Genomic DNA, 17,211 nt, shown 5'->3' on the forward strand with positions numbered 1-17,211 from the left:
AGTCCGGCGTGCGCCGGGCCTGACGTGCATCGGGGTGCCGCGGTTTCCCAACCAGAGCACCCCGTCGCAGGGCGCGGATTCTAGCGCAGCGCCGGGTCGCTCAACGCGCCGCCGGCCGCTCCTTCATCAGCGTCATCGCGGTGCCGATCAGCGCCGAGACCTCGGTCATGTTGCCCGGCACGATCATCGTGTTGTTCTTCTGCGCGAGCTGGGCATAGGCCTCGACGGCCTTCTCGGCCACCTTGAGCTGCACCGCCTGCTCGCCGCCGGGCTCGCGGATCGCCTCGGCGATCTTGCGGATCGCGCCGGCCGTGGCGTCGGCCACCGCGGTGATGGCCGCGGCCTCGCCCTGGGCCTTGTTGATCTCGGCCTGCTTCTCGCCCTCGGAGCGCGCGATGAAGGCCTCGCGCTCGCCGGTGGCGATGTTGATCTGCTCCTGGCGGCGGCCTTCGGATGCGGCGATCAGCGCGCGCTTCTCGCGCTCGGCGGTGATCTGCGCCTGCATCGAATGCAGGATCGCCGCCGGCGGCGTGAGGTCCTTGATCTCGTAGCGCAGCACCTTGACGCCCCAGTTGAGCGCTGCCTCGTCGAGCGCGCTGACCACGGCGCCGTTGATCACGGCGCGCTCCTCGAAGGTCTTGTCGAGTTCCATCTTGCCGATCACCGAGCGCAGCGTGGTCTGCGCCAGCTGGGTGATCGCGATGATGTAGTTCGACGAGCCGTAGCTCGCGCGCATCGGGTCGGTGACCTGGAAGTACAGGATGCCGTCGACGGTGAGCTGGGTGTTGTCGCGCGTGATGCAGACCTGGCTGGGCACGTCGAGTGGGATCTCCTTGAGCGAGTGCTTGTAGGCCAGCCGGTCGACGAAGGGCACGAGGAAATTCAGGCCCGGCGTGAGCGTGGCGTGGTAGCGGCCCAGCCGCTCGACCACCCAGGCGTGCTGCTGCGGCACGACCTTGATCGCGCGGCTGATGAAGATGACGGCGATGACGACGATGACGATCGCGATTTCCATGCGGCTCCTGGCGGTCGGGTTGGAAAGGGTGGGCGCGCCGCGCTAGCGGCGCAGCAGCAACTGGCTGCCATCGATCGCGGCGATGACGTGCTCGCCCGGCGCCGGAGTGCCGGAGCCGGCCCAGCGCGCGCGCCAGGCCGCACCGCGATAGCTGACCTCGGCCGTGCCCTCGGGCGACCAGGCGGGCACGTGCACGCGCTCGCCGATATCGAGGTTGACGTCGCGGTTCGCCTGCGCGGGCGGGCCCGCCGGTTGGCGCTGGCGGCGCAGATGCCAGATCGTGACGGAGGCGGCGCCGACGGCGGCCGCGACGATCAGCTGCGTGCTGAAGCCGGCGCCGGCATGCGCGGCCAGCGCGGCGGCTGCCATGCCCAGCGCGAGCATCAGGAGATAGAAGGTGCCGGTGGCCAGCTCGGCGGCGATCAGCACGCCGGCCGCGACCCACCAGGTGGTCGCCGAACTCCAGTCCATCACGTGGTTTCCATGCAAGGCCGAGGTGCGCGGCAGTGTACGTTGCAGCCTGCGCGACGACGTGCGAACGAGCCGCTCGAGGCGGCCCCCGGCGCGGGGGTCAACGCAGCGTCACCGAGCGCTGCGACGATCGTCCTACACTTGCGGCCCTTTTGCCTTTGCCCCGCCGCGCCCCGGAGGCCGCCATGCTGCGTTTTCGCTTCCCTATCGTCATCATCGACGAGGACTTCCGCTCCGAGAACACCTCGGGCCTGGGTATCCGCGCGCTCGCGCAAGCCATCGAGAAAGAGGGCTTCGAGGTGCTGGGCGTCACCAGCTATGGCGACCTGAGCCAGTTCGCGCAGCAGCAAAGCCGCGCCAGCGCCTTCATCCTGTCGATCGACGACGAGGAGTTCATCGCCGGGCCGGAGGAGGTCGACACGGCGGTGGTCAACCTGCGCAAGTTCATCGCCGAGATCCGCCTGCGCAACCCGGACATCCCGATCTATCTCTACGGCGAGACGCGCACCTCGCAGCACATCCCGAACGACATCCTGCGCGAGCTGCACGGCTTCATCCACATGTTCGAGGACACGCCGGAGTTCGTGGCCCGGCACATCATCCGCGAGGCGCGCAGCTACCTTGATTCCGTCGCGCCGCCGTTCTTCCGCGCGCTGATGGACTACGCGCAAGACGGCTCGTACTCGTGGCACTGCCCGGGGCACTCGGGCGGCGTGGCCTTTCTCAAGAGCCCGGTCGGCCAGATGTTCCACCAGTTCTTCGGCGAGAACATGCTGCGCGCCGACGTCTGCAATGCGGTGGAAGAGCTGGGCCAGCTGCTCGACCACACCGGCCCGGTGGCCGAGAGCGAGCGCAATGCCGCGCGCATCTTCAACGCCGACCACTGCTTCTTCGTCACCAACGGCACCAGCACCAGCAACAAGATGGTCTGGCACCACACGGTGGCGCCGGGCGACGTGGTGGTGGTGGACCGCAACTGCCACAAGTCGATCCTGCACTCGATCATCATGACGGGCGCGGTGCCGGTGTTCCTCACGCCCACGCGCAACCACTACGGGATCATCGGGCCGATCCCGCAAAGCGAGTTCTCGCGCGAGACCATCGAGCGCAAGATCGCCGCGAACCCGCTGCTCGGGGGCGTGGACCCCAAGAAGGTCAAGCCGCGCATCCTGACGCTCACGCAGAGCACCTACGACGGCGTGCTCTACAACACCGAGACGATCAAGGGCATGCTCGACGGCTGGATCGACACGCTGCACTTCGACGAAGCCTGGCTGCCGCACGCCGCCTTCCACAAGTTCTACGGCAGCTACCACGCGATGGGCAAGTACCGGCCGCGCCCGAAGGAGGCCATGGTCTACGCCACGCAGAGCACGCACAAGCTGCTGGCCGGCATCAGCCAGGCTTCGCAGGTGCTGGTGCAGGACTCTCAAGGCCGCAAGCTCGACCGCCACCTCTTCAACGAGGCCTACCTGATGCACACCTCGACCTCGCCGCAGTACGCGATCATCGCGAGCTGCGACGTGGCCGCCGCGATGATGGAGCCGCCCGGCGGCACCGCGCTGGTGGAAGAGAGCATCAAGGAGGCGCTCGACTTCCGCCGCGCGATGCGCAAGGTCGACAAGGAGTTCGGCAAGGACTGGTGGTTCAAGGTCTGGGGCCCGGACAAGCTGGCCACCGACGGCGTGGGCGATCAGGCCGACTGGATGCTCAAGGCCAACGAGAAATGGCACGGCTTCGGCGACATGGCGCCGGGCTTCAACATGCTCGACCCGATCAAGAGCACGATCATCACGCCGGGGCTCGACATGTCGGGCAAGTTCGCCAAGACCGGCATCCCGGCGTCGATCGTCACCAAGTACCTCGCCGAGCACGGCGTCGTGGTCGAGAAGACGGGCCTGTACTCGTTCTTCATCATGTTCACGATCGGCATCACCAAGGGCCGCTGGAACACCCTGGTGACCGCGCTGCAGCAGTTCAAGGACGACTACGACCGCAACCAGCCGCTGTGGCGCATCCTTCCGGAGTTCGTCGCCAGCCACCCGAAGTACGAGCGCATGGGGCTGCGCGACCTGTCGCAGGCGATCCACGAGGCCTATGCGCAAGGCGACATCGCGCGCCTCACGACCGAGATGTACCTGTCGGACCTGCACCCGGCGATGAAGCCCAGCGACGCCTATGCGCGCATCGCCCACCGGGAGACCGAGCGCGTGGCGATCGACGAGCTCGAAGGCCGCATCACGACCTCGCTGCTGACGCCGTACCCGCCGGGCATTCCGCTGCTGATCCCGGGCGAGCGCTTCAACCGCAAGATCGTCGACTACCTGCTGTTCGCGCGCAGCTTCAACGAGCGATTCCCCGGCTTCGACACCGACGTCCACGGCCTGGTGACCGAATACGGCGACGACGGCCGGCAGCGCTACTACGTCGACTGCGTGAAATAGAAGCCCGCACGCCCACACGCTTGCCGCTGGGCGGCGGCGCTGCCCCAGGCGGGCAGCGCCGGGCTGGGGGCGGCCCGGCGCCCGGGCGGCCTTCCTTGTGTCAGCCTTCGCCCGCCTGCGCCTCGACGCCGCTCATCACGTGGCTGAAGCCGCCGTCGACGTAGGTGATCTCGGAGGTCACGCCGGCGGCCAGGTCCGACAGCAGGAAGGCCGCGACGTTGCCCACGTCCTCGATCGTGACGTTGCGGCGCAGCGGGGCGTTGCGCTCGACGACGTCGAGCATCTTGGAAAAGCCCTTGATGCCCGAGGCGGCCAGCGTCTTGATCGGGCCGGCAGAGATGCCGTTGACGCGGATGCCCTTGGGCCCCAGGTTCTCGGCCAGGTAGCGCACGCTGGCCTCGAGCGAGGCCTTGGCCAGGCCCATGGTGTTGTAGTGGGGCACGCTTCGCACGGCGCCCAGGTAGGTCAGCGTCACCAAGGCGGCGTTGGGCGTGAGCCGGGGCAGGGCGGCCTTGGCCATGGCCGGGAAGCTGTAGGCCGAGATGTCGTGCGCAATGCGAAACGCCTCGCGCGAGAGGCCGTCGAGAAACTCGCCGGCGATCGCCTCGCGCGGTGCGAAGCCGATCGAGTGGACGAAGCCGTCGAACTGCGGCCAGCTCTCGCCCAGCTGGGCGAACAGGCGCTCGATCTGGGCGTCGTCGCCGACGTCGCAGTCGAACACCAGCTGGGAGTCGAACTCGGCGGCGAACTCGCTGATGCGGTCCTTGAAGCGCTCGCCGACGTAGCTGAAGGCGAGCTCGGCGCCTTCGCGGCGGCAGGCACGGGCAATGCCGTAGGCGATCGAGCGGTTGGACAGCAAACCGGTGATCAGAAAGCGCTTGCCGGCAAGGAATCCCATGATCCGTCTCCAAATCCTCTGTCTGTCGCGGGCCGGGGGCCAGCGGGGGCGCAGATTCTGGCACGCAGGGCCAGGGCCTGGCGGCTCTTGACACCCTCGTGGCTTGCCGTTAGGGGCGTCACACAGTACAATCACGCGCTTCGCTAGACCATGAAATGGGCCGGGGATTCCAGCCCTTTTTTTTTGGTCGCGCCCTTTTCGTTTTTCCTGGACCGACTTTTTCGAGCCCCATCAAGGGATGAACTGGCAGGCTGCCATCGACAAGACCGTTACCGGCCTCGGCTACGAGCTGGTGGACTGCGAGCGCGCGCCCGCGGGGCTCTTGCGCGTGTACATCGACCGCGTGCCGGGCCAGGCCTATGCCACCGGCGAGGGCGAGTCGGTCACGGTCGACGACTGCGAGGTCGTGACGCGGCAGCTGCAGTACGTGCTCGAGGTCGAGAACGTCGACTACGCCCGGCTCGAGGTTTCCTCGCCCGGGCTCGACCGTCCGCTCAAGGCGCCGGCGCACTATGCCCGCTTCGTCGGCGCCGGGGTGGCGATCACGCTGAAGCAGCCGTTCCAGGGGCGCAAGAACTACCAGGGCACGCTGCGCGCCGTCGAGGGCGCGGGTGGCGATGCGACGGCCTGGGAGCTGGTGTTCCGCGACGACCGCGGCACCGACCAGGTCTTGGCTTTCACGCTCGATGAAGTCCGCGAGGCCCGCCTGGTGCCGGTGGTCGACTTCAAGGGGCGCAAGGCGCGCGGCGGCAAGGCCGCCGCGTCCGAGCCCGTGCAGGATTCCGGAGGTCTACAAGAATGAACCGCGAACTGTTGATGCTGGTGGATGCGATCTCGCGCGAAAAGAGCGTGGATCGCGATGTCGTGTTCGGCGCCGTCGAGCAGGCCCTGGCCTCCGCGACGAAGAAGCTGCACGGCGGCGAGGTCGACATCCGCGTCGCGATCGACCGCGAAACCGGCGAGTACGAGACCTTCCGCCGCTGGCACGTGGTGCCCAACGAGGCCGGCCTGCAGCTGCCCGACAGCGAGATCCTGCTGTTCGAGGCGCAGGAGCAGATCGCCGACATCGAGGTCGACGACTACATCGAGGAAACCGTCGAGTCGGTGCCGATCGGGCGCATCGGCGCGCAGGCCGCCAAGCAGGTCATCCTGCAGAAGATCCGCGACGCCGAGCGCGAGCAGCTGCTCTCCGATTTCCTCTCGCGCGGCGACAAGATCTTCGTGGGCACCGTCAAGCGCCTGGACAAGGGCGACCTGGTGGTCGAAAGCGGCCGCGTCGAGGGCCGCCTCAAGCGCAGCGAGATGATCCCCAAGGAGAACCTGCGCACCGGCGACCGCGTTCGCGCCTACATCGCCGAGGTCGATCCGACGCTGCGCGGCCCGCAGATCATCCTGTCGCGCAGCGCGCCGGCGTTCATGATCGAGCTGTTCCGCCAGGAAGTGCCCGAGATCGAGCAGGGCCTGCTGGAGATCAAGAGCTGCGCCCGCGATCCGGGCAGCCGCGCCAAGATCGCCGTGGTCTCGCACGACAAGCGTGTCGATCCCATCGGCACCTGCGTCGGCGTGCGCGGCTCGCGCGTCAACGCGGTCACCAACGAGCTGGCCGGCGAGCGCGTGGACATCGTGCTGTGGTCGGAGGACCCGGCGCAGTTCGTGATCGGCGCGCTGGCGCCGGCCAACGTGAGCTCGATCGTCGTCGACGAGGAAAAGCACGCGATGGACGTGGTGGTCGACGAGGAGAACCTCGCCATCGCCATCGGCCGCGGCGGCCAGAACGTGCGCCTGGCCTCGGAGCTGACCGGCTGGCGCATCAACATCATGACCGCCGAGGAATCCCAGGCCAAGCAGGCCCAGGAAAGCGACTCGATCCGCGCGCTGTTCGTCGACAAGCTCGACGTCGACGAGGAAGTCGCCGAGATCCTGATCGCCGAAGGCTTCACCAGCCTGGAGGAGGTGGCCTACGTGCCGCTGTCCGAGATGCTGGAGATCGAGTCCTTCGACGAAGACACGGTCAACGAGCTGCGCACCCGCGCCAAGGATGCGCTGCTGACGATGGAGATCGCCCGCGAGGAGCGCGTCGACGAGGTCTCGCAGGACCTGCGCGATGTCGAGGGCCTGAGCCCGGACCTGATTCCGAAGCTCGCCGAATCGGGCATCCACACGCGCGACGACCTGGCTGACCTGGCCGTCGACGAACTGACCGAGATCACCGGGATCGACGAGGCTGCCGCCAAGGCCCTGATCATGAAGGCCCGCGAGCACTGGTTTACCGCCTGAGCCGCCCAGAGCACGCCCCGCCTCGACGATCCAACGCACGCTAGAACACACCAGGACCACACCACATGGCAGTGACCACCGTCGCTCAGTTCGCCGCCGAGCTGAACCGCCCGGCAGCGACCCTGCTCGAGCAGCTTCAGTCCGCCGGCGTCGCCAAGGCTTCGAGCGACGATGCGCTGACCGAAGCCGACAAGGAGCGCCTGCTCGACTACCTGCGCACCGCCCACGGCACCGGCGGCGAGCGCAAGAAGATCACGCTCACCAAGAAGTCGACCTCCGAGATCAAGCAGGCCGACGCCTCCGGCAAGGCGCGCACGATCCAGGTCGAGGTGCGCAAGAAGCGCGTCTTCGTCAAGCGCGACGAGACCGCCGAAGAAGCGCCCAAGGCGCCGGTGGTCGATGACGCCGAGCTCGCGCGCCGCGAGGAAGAGGCCAATCGCCAGGCCGAGCTGCTGCGCCGCCAGGAAGAGGAACTCGCCGCCAAGCAGCGCGAGCGCGAGGCCGCCGAACTTGCGCGCCGCGAGGCCGCCGAAGCCGCCGAGCGCGAGCGCATTGCCGCCGAGCAGGCCGCTGCCGAGAAGGCTGCGGCCGAGGCCGCCGCGAAGGCCGACGCTGCCGCCGCCGCGGCGCCGGTCAGCGATGTCGCGCCGCCCGCCGTGGCTGCGGCCGAGCCCGTCAAGGCGCCCGAGCCGGCGAAGCCGACCGTGCGAGTCGTCAGGGCCGCCGACGTGGCCGCCGAAGAGGCCCAGCGCATGGCGGAGCTCGAGAAGCGCCGCAAGGCCGCCGAGGCCGAGGCAGCCGCGATCCGCGCCATGATGTCCGCGCCCAAGAAGGGCGTGCAGGTCGCCAAGAAGCCCGAGGAGCCGCCCAAGCCGGCAGGCGAGGGCATCAAGGGCACGATCCACAAGCCCAAGGCCGCGCCGGGCGCAGCCGCGGCCGCGCCGGCCGGTGCCAAGCCGGGCGACAAGAAGGCGGTCAAGTCCGAGAAGCTGTCTTCGAGCTGGGCCGACGACGCCGCCAAGAAGCGCGCGGCGGCCGGCACCAACAAGGGACGCACCGACACCCGCGGCGGCTGGAAGGCCCCGCGCGGCGGTTCGCGTCGCGGTGGCCGCGACGGTGGCAACGGCGAGTCGAGCTTCGTCGCGCCGACCGAGGCCCAGGTCTACGAGGTGCACGTGCCCGAGACCATCTCGGTCGCCGACCTGGCGCACAAGATGTCGGTCAAGGCCAGCGAGGTGATCAAGCAGCTGATGAAGCTGGGCCAGATGGTCACGATCAACCAGCAGCTCGACCAGGAGACGGCCATGATCCTCGTCGAGGAGATGGGCCACAAGGCGTTCGCCGCCAAGCTGGACGATCCGGAAGCCTTCCTGGCCGAGGAAGTCGCCGAAGGCACGTCTGCCGAGGCGCTGCCGCGCCCGCCGGTGGTCACGGTCATGGGCCACGTCGACCACGGCAAGACCTCGCTGCTCGACTACATCCGCCGCTCGCGCGTTGCCGCGGGCGAGGCGGGCGGCATCACCCAGCACATCGGTGCCTACCACGTCGAGACCGAGCGCGGCGTGATCACCTTCCTCGACACGCCGGGCCACGAGGCGTTCACCGCCATGCGTGCCCGCGGCGCGAAGGCGACCGACATCGTCATCCTGGTGGTGGCCGCCGACGACGGCGTCATGCCGCAGACCAAGGAGGCCATCCATCACGCCAAGGCGGCCGAGGTGCCGATCGTGGTCGCGATCAACAAGATCGACAAGCCCGACGCCAACCCCGAGCGCGTGAAGAGCGAGTTGGTGGCCGAGGAGGTCGTGCCGGAAGACTTCGGCGGCGACTCGCCGTTCGTGCCGGTGTCGGCCAAGACCGGCCAGGGCATCGACGACCTGCTCGAGCAGGTGCTGCTGCAAGCCGAGGTGCTGGAGCTCACCGCGCAGAAGGACGCGCCGGCCAAGGGCCTGGTGATCGAAGCCACGCTCGACAAGGGCCGCGGCCCGGTCGCCACCGTGCTGGTGCAGTCGGGCACGCTCAAGCGCGGCGACATCGTGCTGGCCGGCTCGACCTACGGCCGCGTGCGCGCCATGCTGGACGAAGACGGCAAGCCCGCCACCGAGGCCGGCCCGTCGATTCCGGTCGAGATCCAGGGCCTGACCGAGGTGCCGGCTGCCGGCGACGAGTTCATGGTGCTGGCCGACGAGCGTCGTGCGCGCGAGATTGCGACCTTCCGCTCCGGCAAGTACCGCGACGTCAAGCTGGCCAAGCAGCAGGCCGCCAAGCTCGAGAACATGTTCGAGAACATGGGCGCGGGCGCGGCGCAGATGCTGCCCCTGATCATCAAGGCCGACGTGCAGGGCTCGCAGGAAGCGCTGGCGGCCTCGCTGCTCAAGCTGTCGACGCCCGAGGTCAAGGTGCAGATCGTGCACGCGGCGGTGGGCGGCATCAGCGAGAGCGATGTCAACCTCGCGATCGCGTCCAAGGCCGTCATCATCGGCTTCAACACGCGCGCCGATGCCGGCGCTCGCAAGCTGGCCGAAGGCAACGGCGTCGACATCCGCTACTACAACATCATTTACGACGCGGTCGACGAGATCAAGGCGGCGATGGGCGGCATGCTGGCGCCCGAGCAGAAGGAAGAGGTCATCGGCACCGCGGAGATCCGCCAGGTGTTCACGGCCTCCAAGATCGGCTCGATCGCCGGTTGCATGGTCACCTCCGGCGTCGTGCGCCGCGGCGCGCGCCTGCGCCTGCTGCGCGACAACGTGGTGATCTACACCGGCGAGCTCGACAGCCTGCGCCGCATGAAGGACGACGTGCGCGAGGTTCGCGAGAACTTCGAGTGCGGCCTGACGATCAAGAACTACAACGCGATCCAGGAAGGCGACGTGCTGGAGTTCTTCGAGATCAAGGAAGTCGCCCGCACGCTGTAAACCGGCGGCGTCGCTCCATCAGCGAACCCCGCCGCTCGAAAGACGGCGGGGTTTGTACTTGGAGCGGCTGCGAAGGAGCCCACCATGCGACACAAGCGTTCGATTCCCAACCGCGGGCTGCGCATCGCCGACCAGATCCAGCGCGACCTGGCCGGGCTGATCCGCGAGCTCAAGGACCCGCGCATCGGCATGGTCACGCTCAATGCCGTCGAGGTGTCGGTCGACTACGCCCACGCCAAGGTGTACTTCTCGCTGCTGATCGGCGACCCGCAGGAATGCGAGGCGGCGCTGAACGAGGCCGCCGGCTACCTGCGCAACGGCCTGTTCAAGCGGCTGCAGATCCACACCGTGCCGACGCTGCACTTCCAGTTCGACCGCACGACCGAACGCGCGGCCGACATGAACGCGCTGATCGCGCGGGCGAACGCGACGCGCGCGCTCGACAGCGACGATGGCGGCAGCCAGGACTGAGCCCATGACCGCCGTGCCGCGCCAACGCCAGCCTCGCCGTGCCCTGCACGGCGTGCTGCTGCTCGACAAGCCGCTGGGCTGGTCGAGCAACGACGCGCTGCAAAAGGCCAAGGGCATCTTTCGCGCCGAGAAGGCCGGCCACACCGGCACGCTCGACCCGCTGGCCACCGGCCTGCTGCCGATCTGCTTCGGCGCCGCGACCAAGTTCTCGCAGGTCAGCCTCGACGCCGACAAGGACTACCGCGCGACGCTGTGCCTGGGCCAGACCCGCGCCGGCGGCGACCTCGAGGGCGAGGTGCTGCTGGAGCGCCCGGTCGACGGCGTCACGCACGAGGCGATCCAGGCTGCCTGCGCGGCCTTCACCGGCGCGATCGAGCAGCTGCCGCCGATGCACAGCGCGCTCAAGAAGGACGGCAAGGCCTTGTACGAATACGCACGCGCCGGCGTCGAGGTGGAACGCACGCCGCGCGCGGTGACGATTCATTCGATCGACATCGTCGCGTGGAATGCTGCGGCCCACGAGCTGGTGATCGACGTGCGCTGCAGCAAGGGCACCTACATCCGCACGCTCGCCGAGGACATCGGCGAGCGCCTGGGCTGCGGCGCGCACCTCGCGGCGCTGCGCCGCACCGCCAGCGGCGCGCTGCGCGTCGATGACGCCGTCACGCTCGACGCACTGCAGGCCATGGAAGCCGGCGAGCGCGACGCGCTGCTGCGCTCGCCCGATGCGCTGCTGGCCGACTGGCCCGCGGTGCGGCTCGACCAATCCGAGGCCGGCCGCTTCCTGAGCGGCCTGCGCCGCCGCCTGCCCAGCGAGCCCGATCGGCCGCAGGTGCGCGTCTACGGCCCGCAGCCCAAGGCGCTGCTGGGCGCCGCCCACATCACCGCCGGCGAGTTGATCCCCGACCGCCTGCTGAGCCCGATCGAAGTCCAGGCCCTGGTGGCTTGAGAGAGAGTCCTATGAGTACGCCCATCCGCAACATCGCCATCATTGCCCACGTCGACCACGGCAAGACCACCCTGGTCGACCAACTGCTGCGCCAAAGCGGCACCTTCCGCGAGAACGAGAAGGTCGCCGAGCGCGTGATGGACAACAACGACCTCGAAAAGGAGCGTGGCATCACGATCCTGGCCAAGAACTGCGCGGTCAGCTGGCAGGGCACGCACATCAACATCGTCGACACCCCGGGGCACGCCGACTTCGGCGGCGAGGTCGAGCGCGTGCTGTCGATGGTCGACTCGGTGCTGCTGCTGGTCGACGCCGTCGAGGGCCCGATGCCGCAGACGCGCTTCGTGACCAAGAAGGCGCTGGCCCTGGGCCTCAAGCCCATCGTCGTGATCAACAAGGTCGACCGCCCCGGCTCGCGCCCCGACTACGTGATCAACGCGACCTTCGACCTGTTCGACAAGCTCGGCGCCACCGAAGAGCAGCTCGACTTCCCGATCGTCTACGCCTCCGGCCTGAACGGCTGGGCGACGCTGGAGCAAGGCGCCGTGGGCAAGGATCTCGCGCCGCTGTTCGACGCCATCCTGAAGCACGTGCCGCCGCATGAAGGCAATGCCGACGGCCCGCTGCAGCTGCAGATCTGCTCGCTCGACTACTCCACCTTCGTGGGCCGCATCGGCATCGGCCGCATCAACCAGGGCACGCTCAAGCCCATGCAGGACGTCGCGGTCTTCGCCGGCGAGGACAGCACGCCGTTCAAGGCGCGGGTCAACCAGGTGCTCAAGTTCGAAGGCCTCGAGCGCGTGCAGGCCACCGAGGCCGGCCCGGGCGACATCGTGCTGGTCAACGGCATCGAGGACATCGGCATCGGCGTCACGCTGACCGACATCGACGATCCGGCGCCGCTGCCGATGCTCGAGGTCGACGAGCCCACGCTGACGATGAACTTCTGCGTCAACACCTCGCCGCTGGCCGGCCGCGAGGGCAAGTTCGTCACCAGCCGCCAGATCCGCGACCGCCTCGACCGCGAGCTGCAGAGCAACGTCGCGCTGCGCGTCAAGGACACCGACGAAGACGGCGTGTTCGAGGTCTCCGGCCGCGGCGAACTGCACCTGACCATCCTGCTCGAGAACATGCGCCGCGAAGGCTACGAGCTGGCCGTCTCCAAGCCGCGCGTGGTGTTCCACGAGGTCAACGGCGAGAAGCACGAGCCGATGGAGCTCGTCACCGCCGACGTCGAGGAGCAGCACCAAGGCGGCGTGATGCAGGCGCTGGGCCTGCGCAAGGGCGAGCTCGTGAACATGGAGCCGGACGGCATGGGCCGCGTGCGCCTGGAATACCGCATTCCGGCGCGCGGCCTGATCGGCTTCCAGAACGAGTTCCTGAACCTCACGCGCGGCACCGGCCTCATCAGCAACATCTTTGACGGCTACGAAGCCTTCAAGGGCGACATCGAAGGCCGCAAGAACGGCGTGCTGATCAGCCAGGACGACGGCGAGATCGTGACCTACGCGCTCGGCAAGCTCGACGACCGCGGCCGCATGTTCGTGAAGGCCGGCGATCCGGTCTACGAGGGCATGATCGTCGGCATCCACTCGCGCGAGAACGACCTTGTCGTCAATGCGGTGCGCCAGAAGCAGCTGACCAACTTCCGCGTCAGCGGCAAGGAGGACGCGATCAAGATCACGCCGCCGATCGAGCTGTCGCTCGAGTACGCGGTGGAGTTCATCGACGACGACGAACTGGTCGAGATCACGCCGAAGTCGATCCGGCTCAGGAAGCGCTTCCTCAAGGAACACGAGCGCAAGCGCGCGTCGCGCGAGGCCGCTTAAGCAGCCGCCTCGCCCGCCGCACGCGGGCGCGCCGAACATGGGCTCCCCCGAGCCCCCTCCGGGAGGGGGCTCCATTCAGTGATTGCCCGGACCGCTTCGCGGTCCTCTCAACTTCGATCTCGAATGACGCATCGTCGGGCCGTGCTGCTGATGATCGTGGTGACACTCCTGTGGAGCATCGCTGGCGTCGTGACGCGCCACCTCGATGCCGCGCGCAGCTTCGAGGTCACCTTCTGGCGCAGCCTGTTCAACGCGATCGCGCTGGCGGTCGCGCTGAGCGCGATGCGCGGCGCCGGCCTGTGGCGCCAGATCGCTACGGGCTCCAAGGCGCTGTGGATCTCCGGCCTGTGCTGGTCGGTGATGTACACCGCCTTCATGGTCGCGATCACGCTGACCACGGTGGCCAACGTGCTGATCACGATGGCGATCGGTCCGCTGATCACCGCCTTGTTCGCGCGGATCTTCCTGCATCACCACCTGCCGCCGCGCACCTGGATCGCGATCGCGGTCGGCGGCGCCGGGATCGCCTGGATGTTCGCCGGCGACGCGGGAGGGCAGGGCGCCTCGCTCGGCGGCACGTTGATCGCGCTGGCGGTGCCGCTCGCGGCGGCGATCAACTGGACGGTGCTGCAGCACATCTCGCATGGCGCAGGCGATCCGGATGCCGACGCGCCGCAGGAAGACATGTTGCCGGCCGTGCTGATCGGCGCCGTGATCTCGGCCGCGGTGACGCTGCCGCTGGCCTGGCCGCTGCAGGCCACGGCGCACGACCTGGGCCTGCTCGGCATGCTGGGTGTCGTGCAGCTCGCGATTCCCTGCCTGATCGTCGTGCGACTCACGCGCGAGCTGCCCGGCCCCGAGATTGCCCTGCTGGGCCTGCTGGAGGTGGTGTTCGGCACGCTGTGGGCCTGGATCGGCGCCGGCGAGCGGCCGGCCGATACCGCGCTCACCGGCGGCGCGCTGGTGCTCGGCGCGCTGGTTGCCAACGAAGCCCTGGCCCTGACGACGAGAACGACAAGGAGACTGGCATGACGACTCTTCGCCCGCTGCCGGCGCTGGTGAGCCAAGGCCAGGTGCTGGCCGAGGTGCGCGGCGCGCTCGGCCTCGTCACGCTCAACCGGGCACCGGCGCTCAACGCGCTGTCGCTGCCGATGATCCGCGACCTGACCGCGCTGCTGCTGCACTGGCGCGACGAGGACGCGGTGAAGGCCGTGCTGGTGCGCGGCGCGGGTCGCGAAGGCAAGGCGCCGGCCTTCTGCGCCGGCGGCGACATCCGCTTCTTCCACCAGGCGGCGCTCGAAGGCGACGCGCGCCTCGAAGACTTCTTCACCGAGGAGTACGCGCTCAACCACCTGATCCACGGCTATGCCAAGCCCTACATCGCGCTGATGGACGGCATCTGCATGGGCGGGGGCATGGGCATCAGCCAGGGCGCGGCGCTGCGCGTGGTGACCGAGCACAGCAAGCTGGCGATGCCGGAGACCCACATCGGCCTGTTCCCCGACGTCGGCGGCGGCTGGTTCCTTGCGCGCTGCCCGGGCCGCACCGGCGAGTACCTCGCACTGACCGGCCAGGTGCTGGGTGCGGCCGACGCGATCGCGCTCGACCTCGCTGACGTGACCGTCGCCTCAGCCGAGCTGCCGGCGCTCGTCGAGGCGCTGGCCGACCAGCCGATCGAGTCGCCCGAGCAGGCGCTGGCCGTGGTGCGGGCCCGCTCGCTCGCACCTGCCGCGGCCAGGCTCGGCAGCGACGAGCGCGCGGCGATCGATCGCCACTTCGCGGCGCCCTCGCTGCAGGCCATCGTCGACTCGCTGGCCGCCGACGGCGGCGACTGGGCGCGCGCCACGCTCGACGCGCTGCGCCAGCGCTCGCCGCTGATGCTGGCGGTGACGCTCGAGCTGGTGCGGCGCGCGCGCACGATGACGCTGGCCGACGACCTGCGGCTCGAGCGCGATCTGGTGCGCCACTGTTTCCAGCTGCGCCGCGGTGCGGCCAGCGAAACGGTCGAGGGCATCCGCGCGCTGGCGATCGACAAGGACCACGCGCCGCGCTGGAGTCCGGCGCGCATCGAGGACCTCGCGCCCGAGATGGTGGCGCCGTTCTTCCGAAGTCCCTGGCCGGCCTTCGCCCACCCGCTGCGCGATCTCGTCTAAGTCGCGCGCCGGTGCTACGCTGATGCCAGGCTCGACAGGGAGGGCCTGGCATGCACCGCAAACCCGCGAAATACCTGGTCCTGATCGACGCCGCCGGCGAGATGCTGGCGCGGCTGTTCGACGCCGAGCGGCGCCAGGTGGCCGACTTCGATGCCTCGTCGGAGGAGGTGGCCGTGATGATCTCCGGCCTCACGCCGAACAGCGGCGCCGCCGAGCCCGAGTGGGACGCCGCCTTGGCCGGTCACAGCTTCGCCGAACGCGAGCTGGCGCAGGTCTTCGCGCTCGACGTCTGAACGACGTCAAGGCTTTGAGCGGGCCCATGTCCAGCGGACGCCGCGGATCCGGCCTTGCCGGCACGCTGGCGTCGGCCCCTCGCGGGGGAGGCGCCGCAGGCGCTTCGGGGGTGGTTCACTTCAGCAGCGGCTGAAGCATCGGCCACACGTTGGCGAGCATCGTCGGATGCGCCTTCTCGTTCGGGTGGATGCGGTCCGCCTGGAACAGCTCGGCCGCGTTGGGCACGTCTGCCACGCCCTTGAGGAAGAAGGGCAGCAAGGCGGTCTTTTCGTCCTTGGCGACCTTGGCGTACAGGCCGGCGAACTCCTCGCCGTACTTGCGGCCGTAGTTCGGGGGCAATTGCATGCCCAGCAGCAGCACCTTGGCGCCGGCCGACTTGGCCGCGCGCGCCATCGCGCGCAGGTTGTCCTCGGTCGTCGCCAGCGGCAGGCCGCGCAGCGCGTCGTTGGCGCCCAGTTCGATCACCACGACGTCGGGCTTGTGCTGCGAAAGCAGCGGCGCCAGCCGCGAGCGCCCGCCCGCGGTGGTGTCGCCGCTGACGCTGGCATTGACCACCGTCGCCGGCGGCCTTTGCTGCGCCAGCCGCTGCGACAGCAAGGCGGCCCAGCCGCTGCCGCGCGACAACCCGTACTCCGCGGACAGGCTGTCGCCGACGATCAGCACGGTCTTGGCCTCGGCCGCGCCCGCCGGCGAGGCGCAAAGGCCCGCCGCAACGAGCGCCGCAATGCCCGCGATACAGTCGCGCCGGCGCCACCCGGCGCCCTTGTTGCTTTGAGATCGGTCGTCCATGAGTGAACCCATCATTGCCGTCGAGCATGTCACCAAGCAGGTGCAGGACTCGACCGGCACGCTGACCATCCTCGACGATATCGACTTCGCGCTCGAGCCGCAGGAGTCCGCCGCCATCGTCGGCGCTTCCGGCTCCGGCAAGAGCACCTTGCTTTCGATCGTCGCCGGGCTGGATGTTCCCACCCGCGGCACGGTTCGCGTCGCCGGCACCGACCTGTTCGTGCTCGACGAGGACGCGCGCGCCGCGCTGCGCGCCCAGAAGGTCGGTTTCGTGTTCCAGAGCTTCCAGCTGCTGCCCAACCTCACCGCGCTGGAGAACGTGATGCTGCCGCTGGAGTTGCGCGGTGCCGGCGACGCGCGTGCGCGTGCCACCGCGATGCTCGAGCGCGTGGGCCTGGGCGCGCGGCTGGGCCACTATCCCAAGCTGCTGTCGGGCGGCGAGCAGCAGCGCGTCGCGCTGGCGCGCGCCTTCGTCGTCGAGCCGGCGCTGCTGCTGGCCGACGAGCCGACCGGCAGCCTCGACTTCGCGACCGGCGAGAAGGTCATGGAGCTGATGTTCGAGCTCAACCGCGAGCGCGGCACGACCCTGGTGCTGGTCACGCACGACCGCGCCATCGCGGCGCGCTGCGACCGGCAGATCCGCATCGAGGCCGGGCGCGTCGCGCTCGAGCATCCCATCCTCTGAGCCTGCGCAGGGGCGCGC

Annotated in this window: 15 protein-coding genes; 11 read left to right on the forward strand and 4 right to left on the reverse strand. The window is 69.1% G+C overall.

Annotated elements, in window-relative coordinates:
* Positions 1 to 100: 100 nt before the first annotated feature.
* Both ACO2TI_RS10755 and ACO2TI_RS10760 read right to left on the reverse strand, forming a co-directional pair.
* Complete coding sequence (locus ACO2TI_RS10755; RefSeq protein ID WP_423284196.1) at positions 101 to 1,015, reverse strand: SPFH domain-containing protein; 915 nt, start codon at positions 1,013 to 1,015, stop codon at positions 101 to 103.
* Positions 1,016 to 1,057: 42 nt separating this feature from the next.
* Positions 1,058 to 1,486, reverse strand: coding sequence for an NfeD family protein (locus ACO2TI_RS10760; RefSeq protein ID WP_423284198.1), 429 nt, complete (start codon positions 1,484 to 1,486; stop codon positions 1,058 to 1,060).
* A 185-nt stretch (positions 1,487 to 1,671) separates the two neighbouring features.
* Between ACO2TI_RS10760 and ACO2TI_RS10765 the strand changes: the two genes are divergently transcribed.
* Entirely contained in the window at positions 1,672 to 3,930 is a 2,259-nt protein-coding gene (locus ACO2TI_RS10765; RefSeq protein WP_423284200.1) for an Orn/Lys/Arg decarboxylase N-terminal domain-containing protein, read from the forward strand.
* 100 nt (positions 3,931 to 4,030) lie between these two features.
* On the opposite strand, the gene fabI is transcribed toward ACO2TI_RS10765, so the two are convergent.
* Positions 4,031 to 4,828 carry an enoyl-ACP reductase FabI gene (fabI, locus tag ACO2TI_RS10770; protein ID WP_423284202.1) on the reverse strand — a complete coding sequence of 266 codons (798 nt, stop codon included), beginning with the start codon at positions 4,826 to 4,828 and terminating at the stop codon, positions 4,031 to 4,033.
* Between the two features lie 238 nt (positions 4,829 to 5,066).
* On the opposite strand from fabI, the gene rimP reads away from it, so the two are divergent.
* The 9 genes from rimP (at position 5,067) to ACO2TI_RS10815 (ending at position 15,718) form a co-directional block, all read left to right on the forward strand.
* Entirely contained in the window at positions 5,067 to 5,630 is a 564-nt protein-coding gene (gene rimP / locus ACO2TI_RS10775) for a ribosome maturation factor RimP (RefSeq protein ID WP_423284204.1), read from the forward strand.
* A complete protein-coding gene (gene nusA, locus ACO2TI_RS10780) occupies positions 5,627 to 7,105 on the forward strand; it encodes a transcription termination factor NusA (protein ID WP_423284206.1) in 1,479 nt (492 codons plus the stop codon). Before rimP ends, nusA begins: the two co-directional genes overlap by 4 nt.
* Positions 7,106 to 7,170: 65 nt before the next feature.
* On the forward strand, positions 7,171 to 10,023 hold the full coding sequence (infB, locus tag ACO2TI_RS10785) for a translation initiation factor IF-2 (RefSeq protein ID WP_423284207.1): 2,853 nt from the start codon (positions 7,171 to 7,173) through the stop codon (positions 10,021 to 10,023).
* A gap of 84 nt (positions 10,024 to 10,107) precedes the next feature.
* A complete protein-coding gene (rbfA, locus tag ACO2TI_RS10790) occupies positions 10,108 to 10,494 on the forward strand; it encodes a 30S ribosome-binding factor RbfA (protein ID WP_423284208.1) in 387 nt (128 codons plus the stop codon).
* A gap of 4 nt (positions 10,495 to 10,498) precedes the next feature.
* On the forward strand, positions 10,499 to 11,443 hold the full coding sequence (truB, locus tag ACO2TI_RS10795; protein WP_423284210.1) for a tRNA pseudouridine(55) synthase TruB: 945 nt from the start codon (positions 10,499 to 10,501) through the stop codon (positions 11,441 to 11,443).
* A gap of 11 nt (positions 11,444 to 11,454) precedes the next feature.
* On the forward strand, positions 11,455 to 13,272 hold the full coding sequence (gene typA, locus ACO2TI_RS10800; protein WP_423284211.1) for a translational GTPase TypA: 1,818 nt from the start codon (positions 11,455 to 11,457) through the stop codon (positions 13,270 to 13,272).
* Between the two features lie 123 nt (positions 13,273 to 13,395).
* Positions 13,396 to 14,304, forward strand: a complete 909-nt coding sequence (locus ACO2TI_RS10805) for a DMT family transporter (protein ID WP_423284213.1) — start codon at positions 13,396 to 13,398, stop codon at positions 14,302 to 14,304.
* Positions 14,301 to 15,425: an enoyl-CoA hydratase/isomerase family protein gene (locus ACO2TI_RS10810; protein WP_423284215.1), complete on the forward strand. Its 1,125-nt coding sequence runs from the start codon at positions 14,301 to 14,303 to the stop codon at positions 15,423 to 15,425. Before ACO2TI_RS10805 ends, ACO2TI_RS10810 begins: the two co-directional genes overlap by 4 nt.
* A 50-nt stretch (positions 15,426 to 15,475) precedes the next feature.
* Positions 15,476 to 15,718: a hypothetical protein gene (locus tag ACO2TI_RS10815; protein WP_423284216.1), complete on the forward strand. Its 243-nt coding sequence runs from the start codon at positions 15,476 to 15,478 to the stop codon at positions 15,716 to 15,718.
* Between the two features lie 115 nt (positions 15,719 to 15,833).
* On the opposite strand, the gene ACO2TI_RS10820 is transcribed toward ACO2TI_RS10815, so the two are convergent.
* Positions 15,834 to 16,508, reverse strand: a complete 675-nt coding sequence (locus tag ACO2TI_RS10820; RefSeq protein ID WP_423284218.1) for an arylesterase — start codon at positions 16,506 to 16,508, stop codon at positions 15,834 to 15,836.
* On the opposite strand from ACO2TI_RS10820, the gene ACO2TI_RS10825 reads away from it, so the two are divergent.
* Entirely contained in the window at positions 16,507 to 17,193 is a 687-nt protein-coding gene (locus ACO2TI_RS10825) for an ABC transporter ATP-binding protein (RefSeq protein ID WP_423284219.1), read from the forward strand. The genes ACO2TI_RS10820 and ACO2TI_RS10825 overlap by 2 nt on opposite strands.
* Positions 17,194 to 17,211: the final 18 nt, after the last annotated feature.

The organism is Caldimonas sp. KR1-144 (assembly GCF_049446155.1).
Lineage (GTDB): Bacteria > Pseudomonadota > Gammaproteobacteria > Burkholderiales > Burkholderiaceae_C > Rivibacter.

What these genes read in the sequence shown, in the direction of transcription:
- ACO2TI_RS10755 (WP_423284196.1), bottom strand. Translation starts at nt 1,015, where the DNA reads ATGGAAATCGCGATCGTCATCGTCGTCATCGCCGTCATCTTCATCAGC.
- ACO2TI_RS10760 (WP_423284198.1), bottom strand. Translation starts at nt 1,486, where the DNA reads ATGGACTGGAGTTCGGCGACCACCTGGTGGGTCGCGGCCGGCGTGCTG.
- ACO2TI_RS10765 (WP_423284200.1), top strand. Translation starts at nt 1,672, where the DNA reads ATGCTGCGTTTTCGCTTCCCTATCGTCATCATCGACGAGGACTTCCGC.
- fabI (WP_423284202.1), bottom strand. Translation starts at nt 4,828, where the DNA reads ATGGGATTCCTTGCCGGCAAGCGCTTTCTGATCACCGGTTTGCTGTCC.
- rimP (WP_423284204.1), top strand. Translation starts at nt 5,067, where the DNA reads ATGAACTGGCAGGCTGCCATCGACAAGACCGTTACCGGCCTCGGCTAC.
- nusA (WP_423284206.1), top strand. Translation starts at nt 5,627, where the DNA reads ATGAACCGCGAACTGTTGATGCTGGTGGATGCGATCTCGCGCGAAAAG.
- infB (WP_423284207.1), top strand. Translation starts at nt 7,171, where the DNA reads ATGGCAGTGACCACCGTCGCTCAGTTCGCCGCCGAGCTGAACCGCCCG.
- rbfA (WP_423284208.1), top strand. Translation starts at nt 10,108, where the DNA reads ATGCGACACAAGCGTTCGATTCCCAACCGCGGGCTGCGCATCGCCGAC.
- truB (WP_423284210.1), top strand. Translation starts at nt 10,499, where the DNA reads ATGACCGCCGTGCCGCGCCAACGCCAGCCTCGCCGTGCCCTGCACGGC.
- typA (WP_423284211.1), top strand. Translation starts at nt 11,455, where the DNA reads ATGAGTACGCCCATCCGCAACATCGCCATCATTGCCCACGTCGACCAC.
- ACO2TI_RS10805 (WP_423284213.1), top strand. Translation starts at nt 13,396, where the DNA reads ATGACGCATCGTCGGGCCGTGCTGCTGATGATCGTGGTGACACTCCTG.
- ACO2TI_RS10810 (WP_423284215.1), top strand. Translation starts at nt 14,301, where the DNA reads ATGACGACTCTTCGCCCGCTGCCGGCGCTGGTGAGCCAAGGCCAGGTG.
- ACO2TI_RS10815 (WP_423284216.1), top strand. Translation starts at nt 15,476, where the DNA reads ATGCACCGCAAACCCGCGAAATACCTGGTCCTGATCGACGCCGCCGGC.
- ACO2TI_RS10825 (WP_423284219.1), top strand. Translation starts at nt 16,507, where the DNA reads ATGAGTGAACCCATCATTGCCGTCGAGCATGTCACCAAGCAGGTGCAG.
- ACO2TI_RS10820 (WP_423284218.1), bottom strand. Translation starts at nt 16,508, where the DNA reads ATGGACGACCGATCTCAAAGCAACAAGGGCGCCGGGTGGCGCCGGCGC.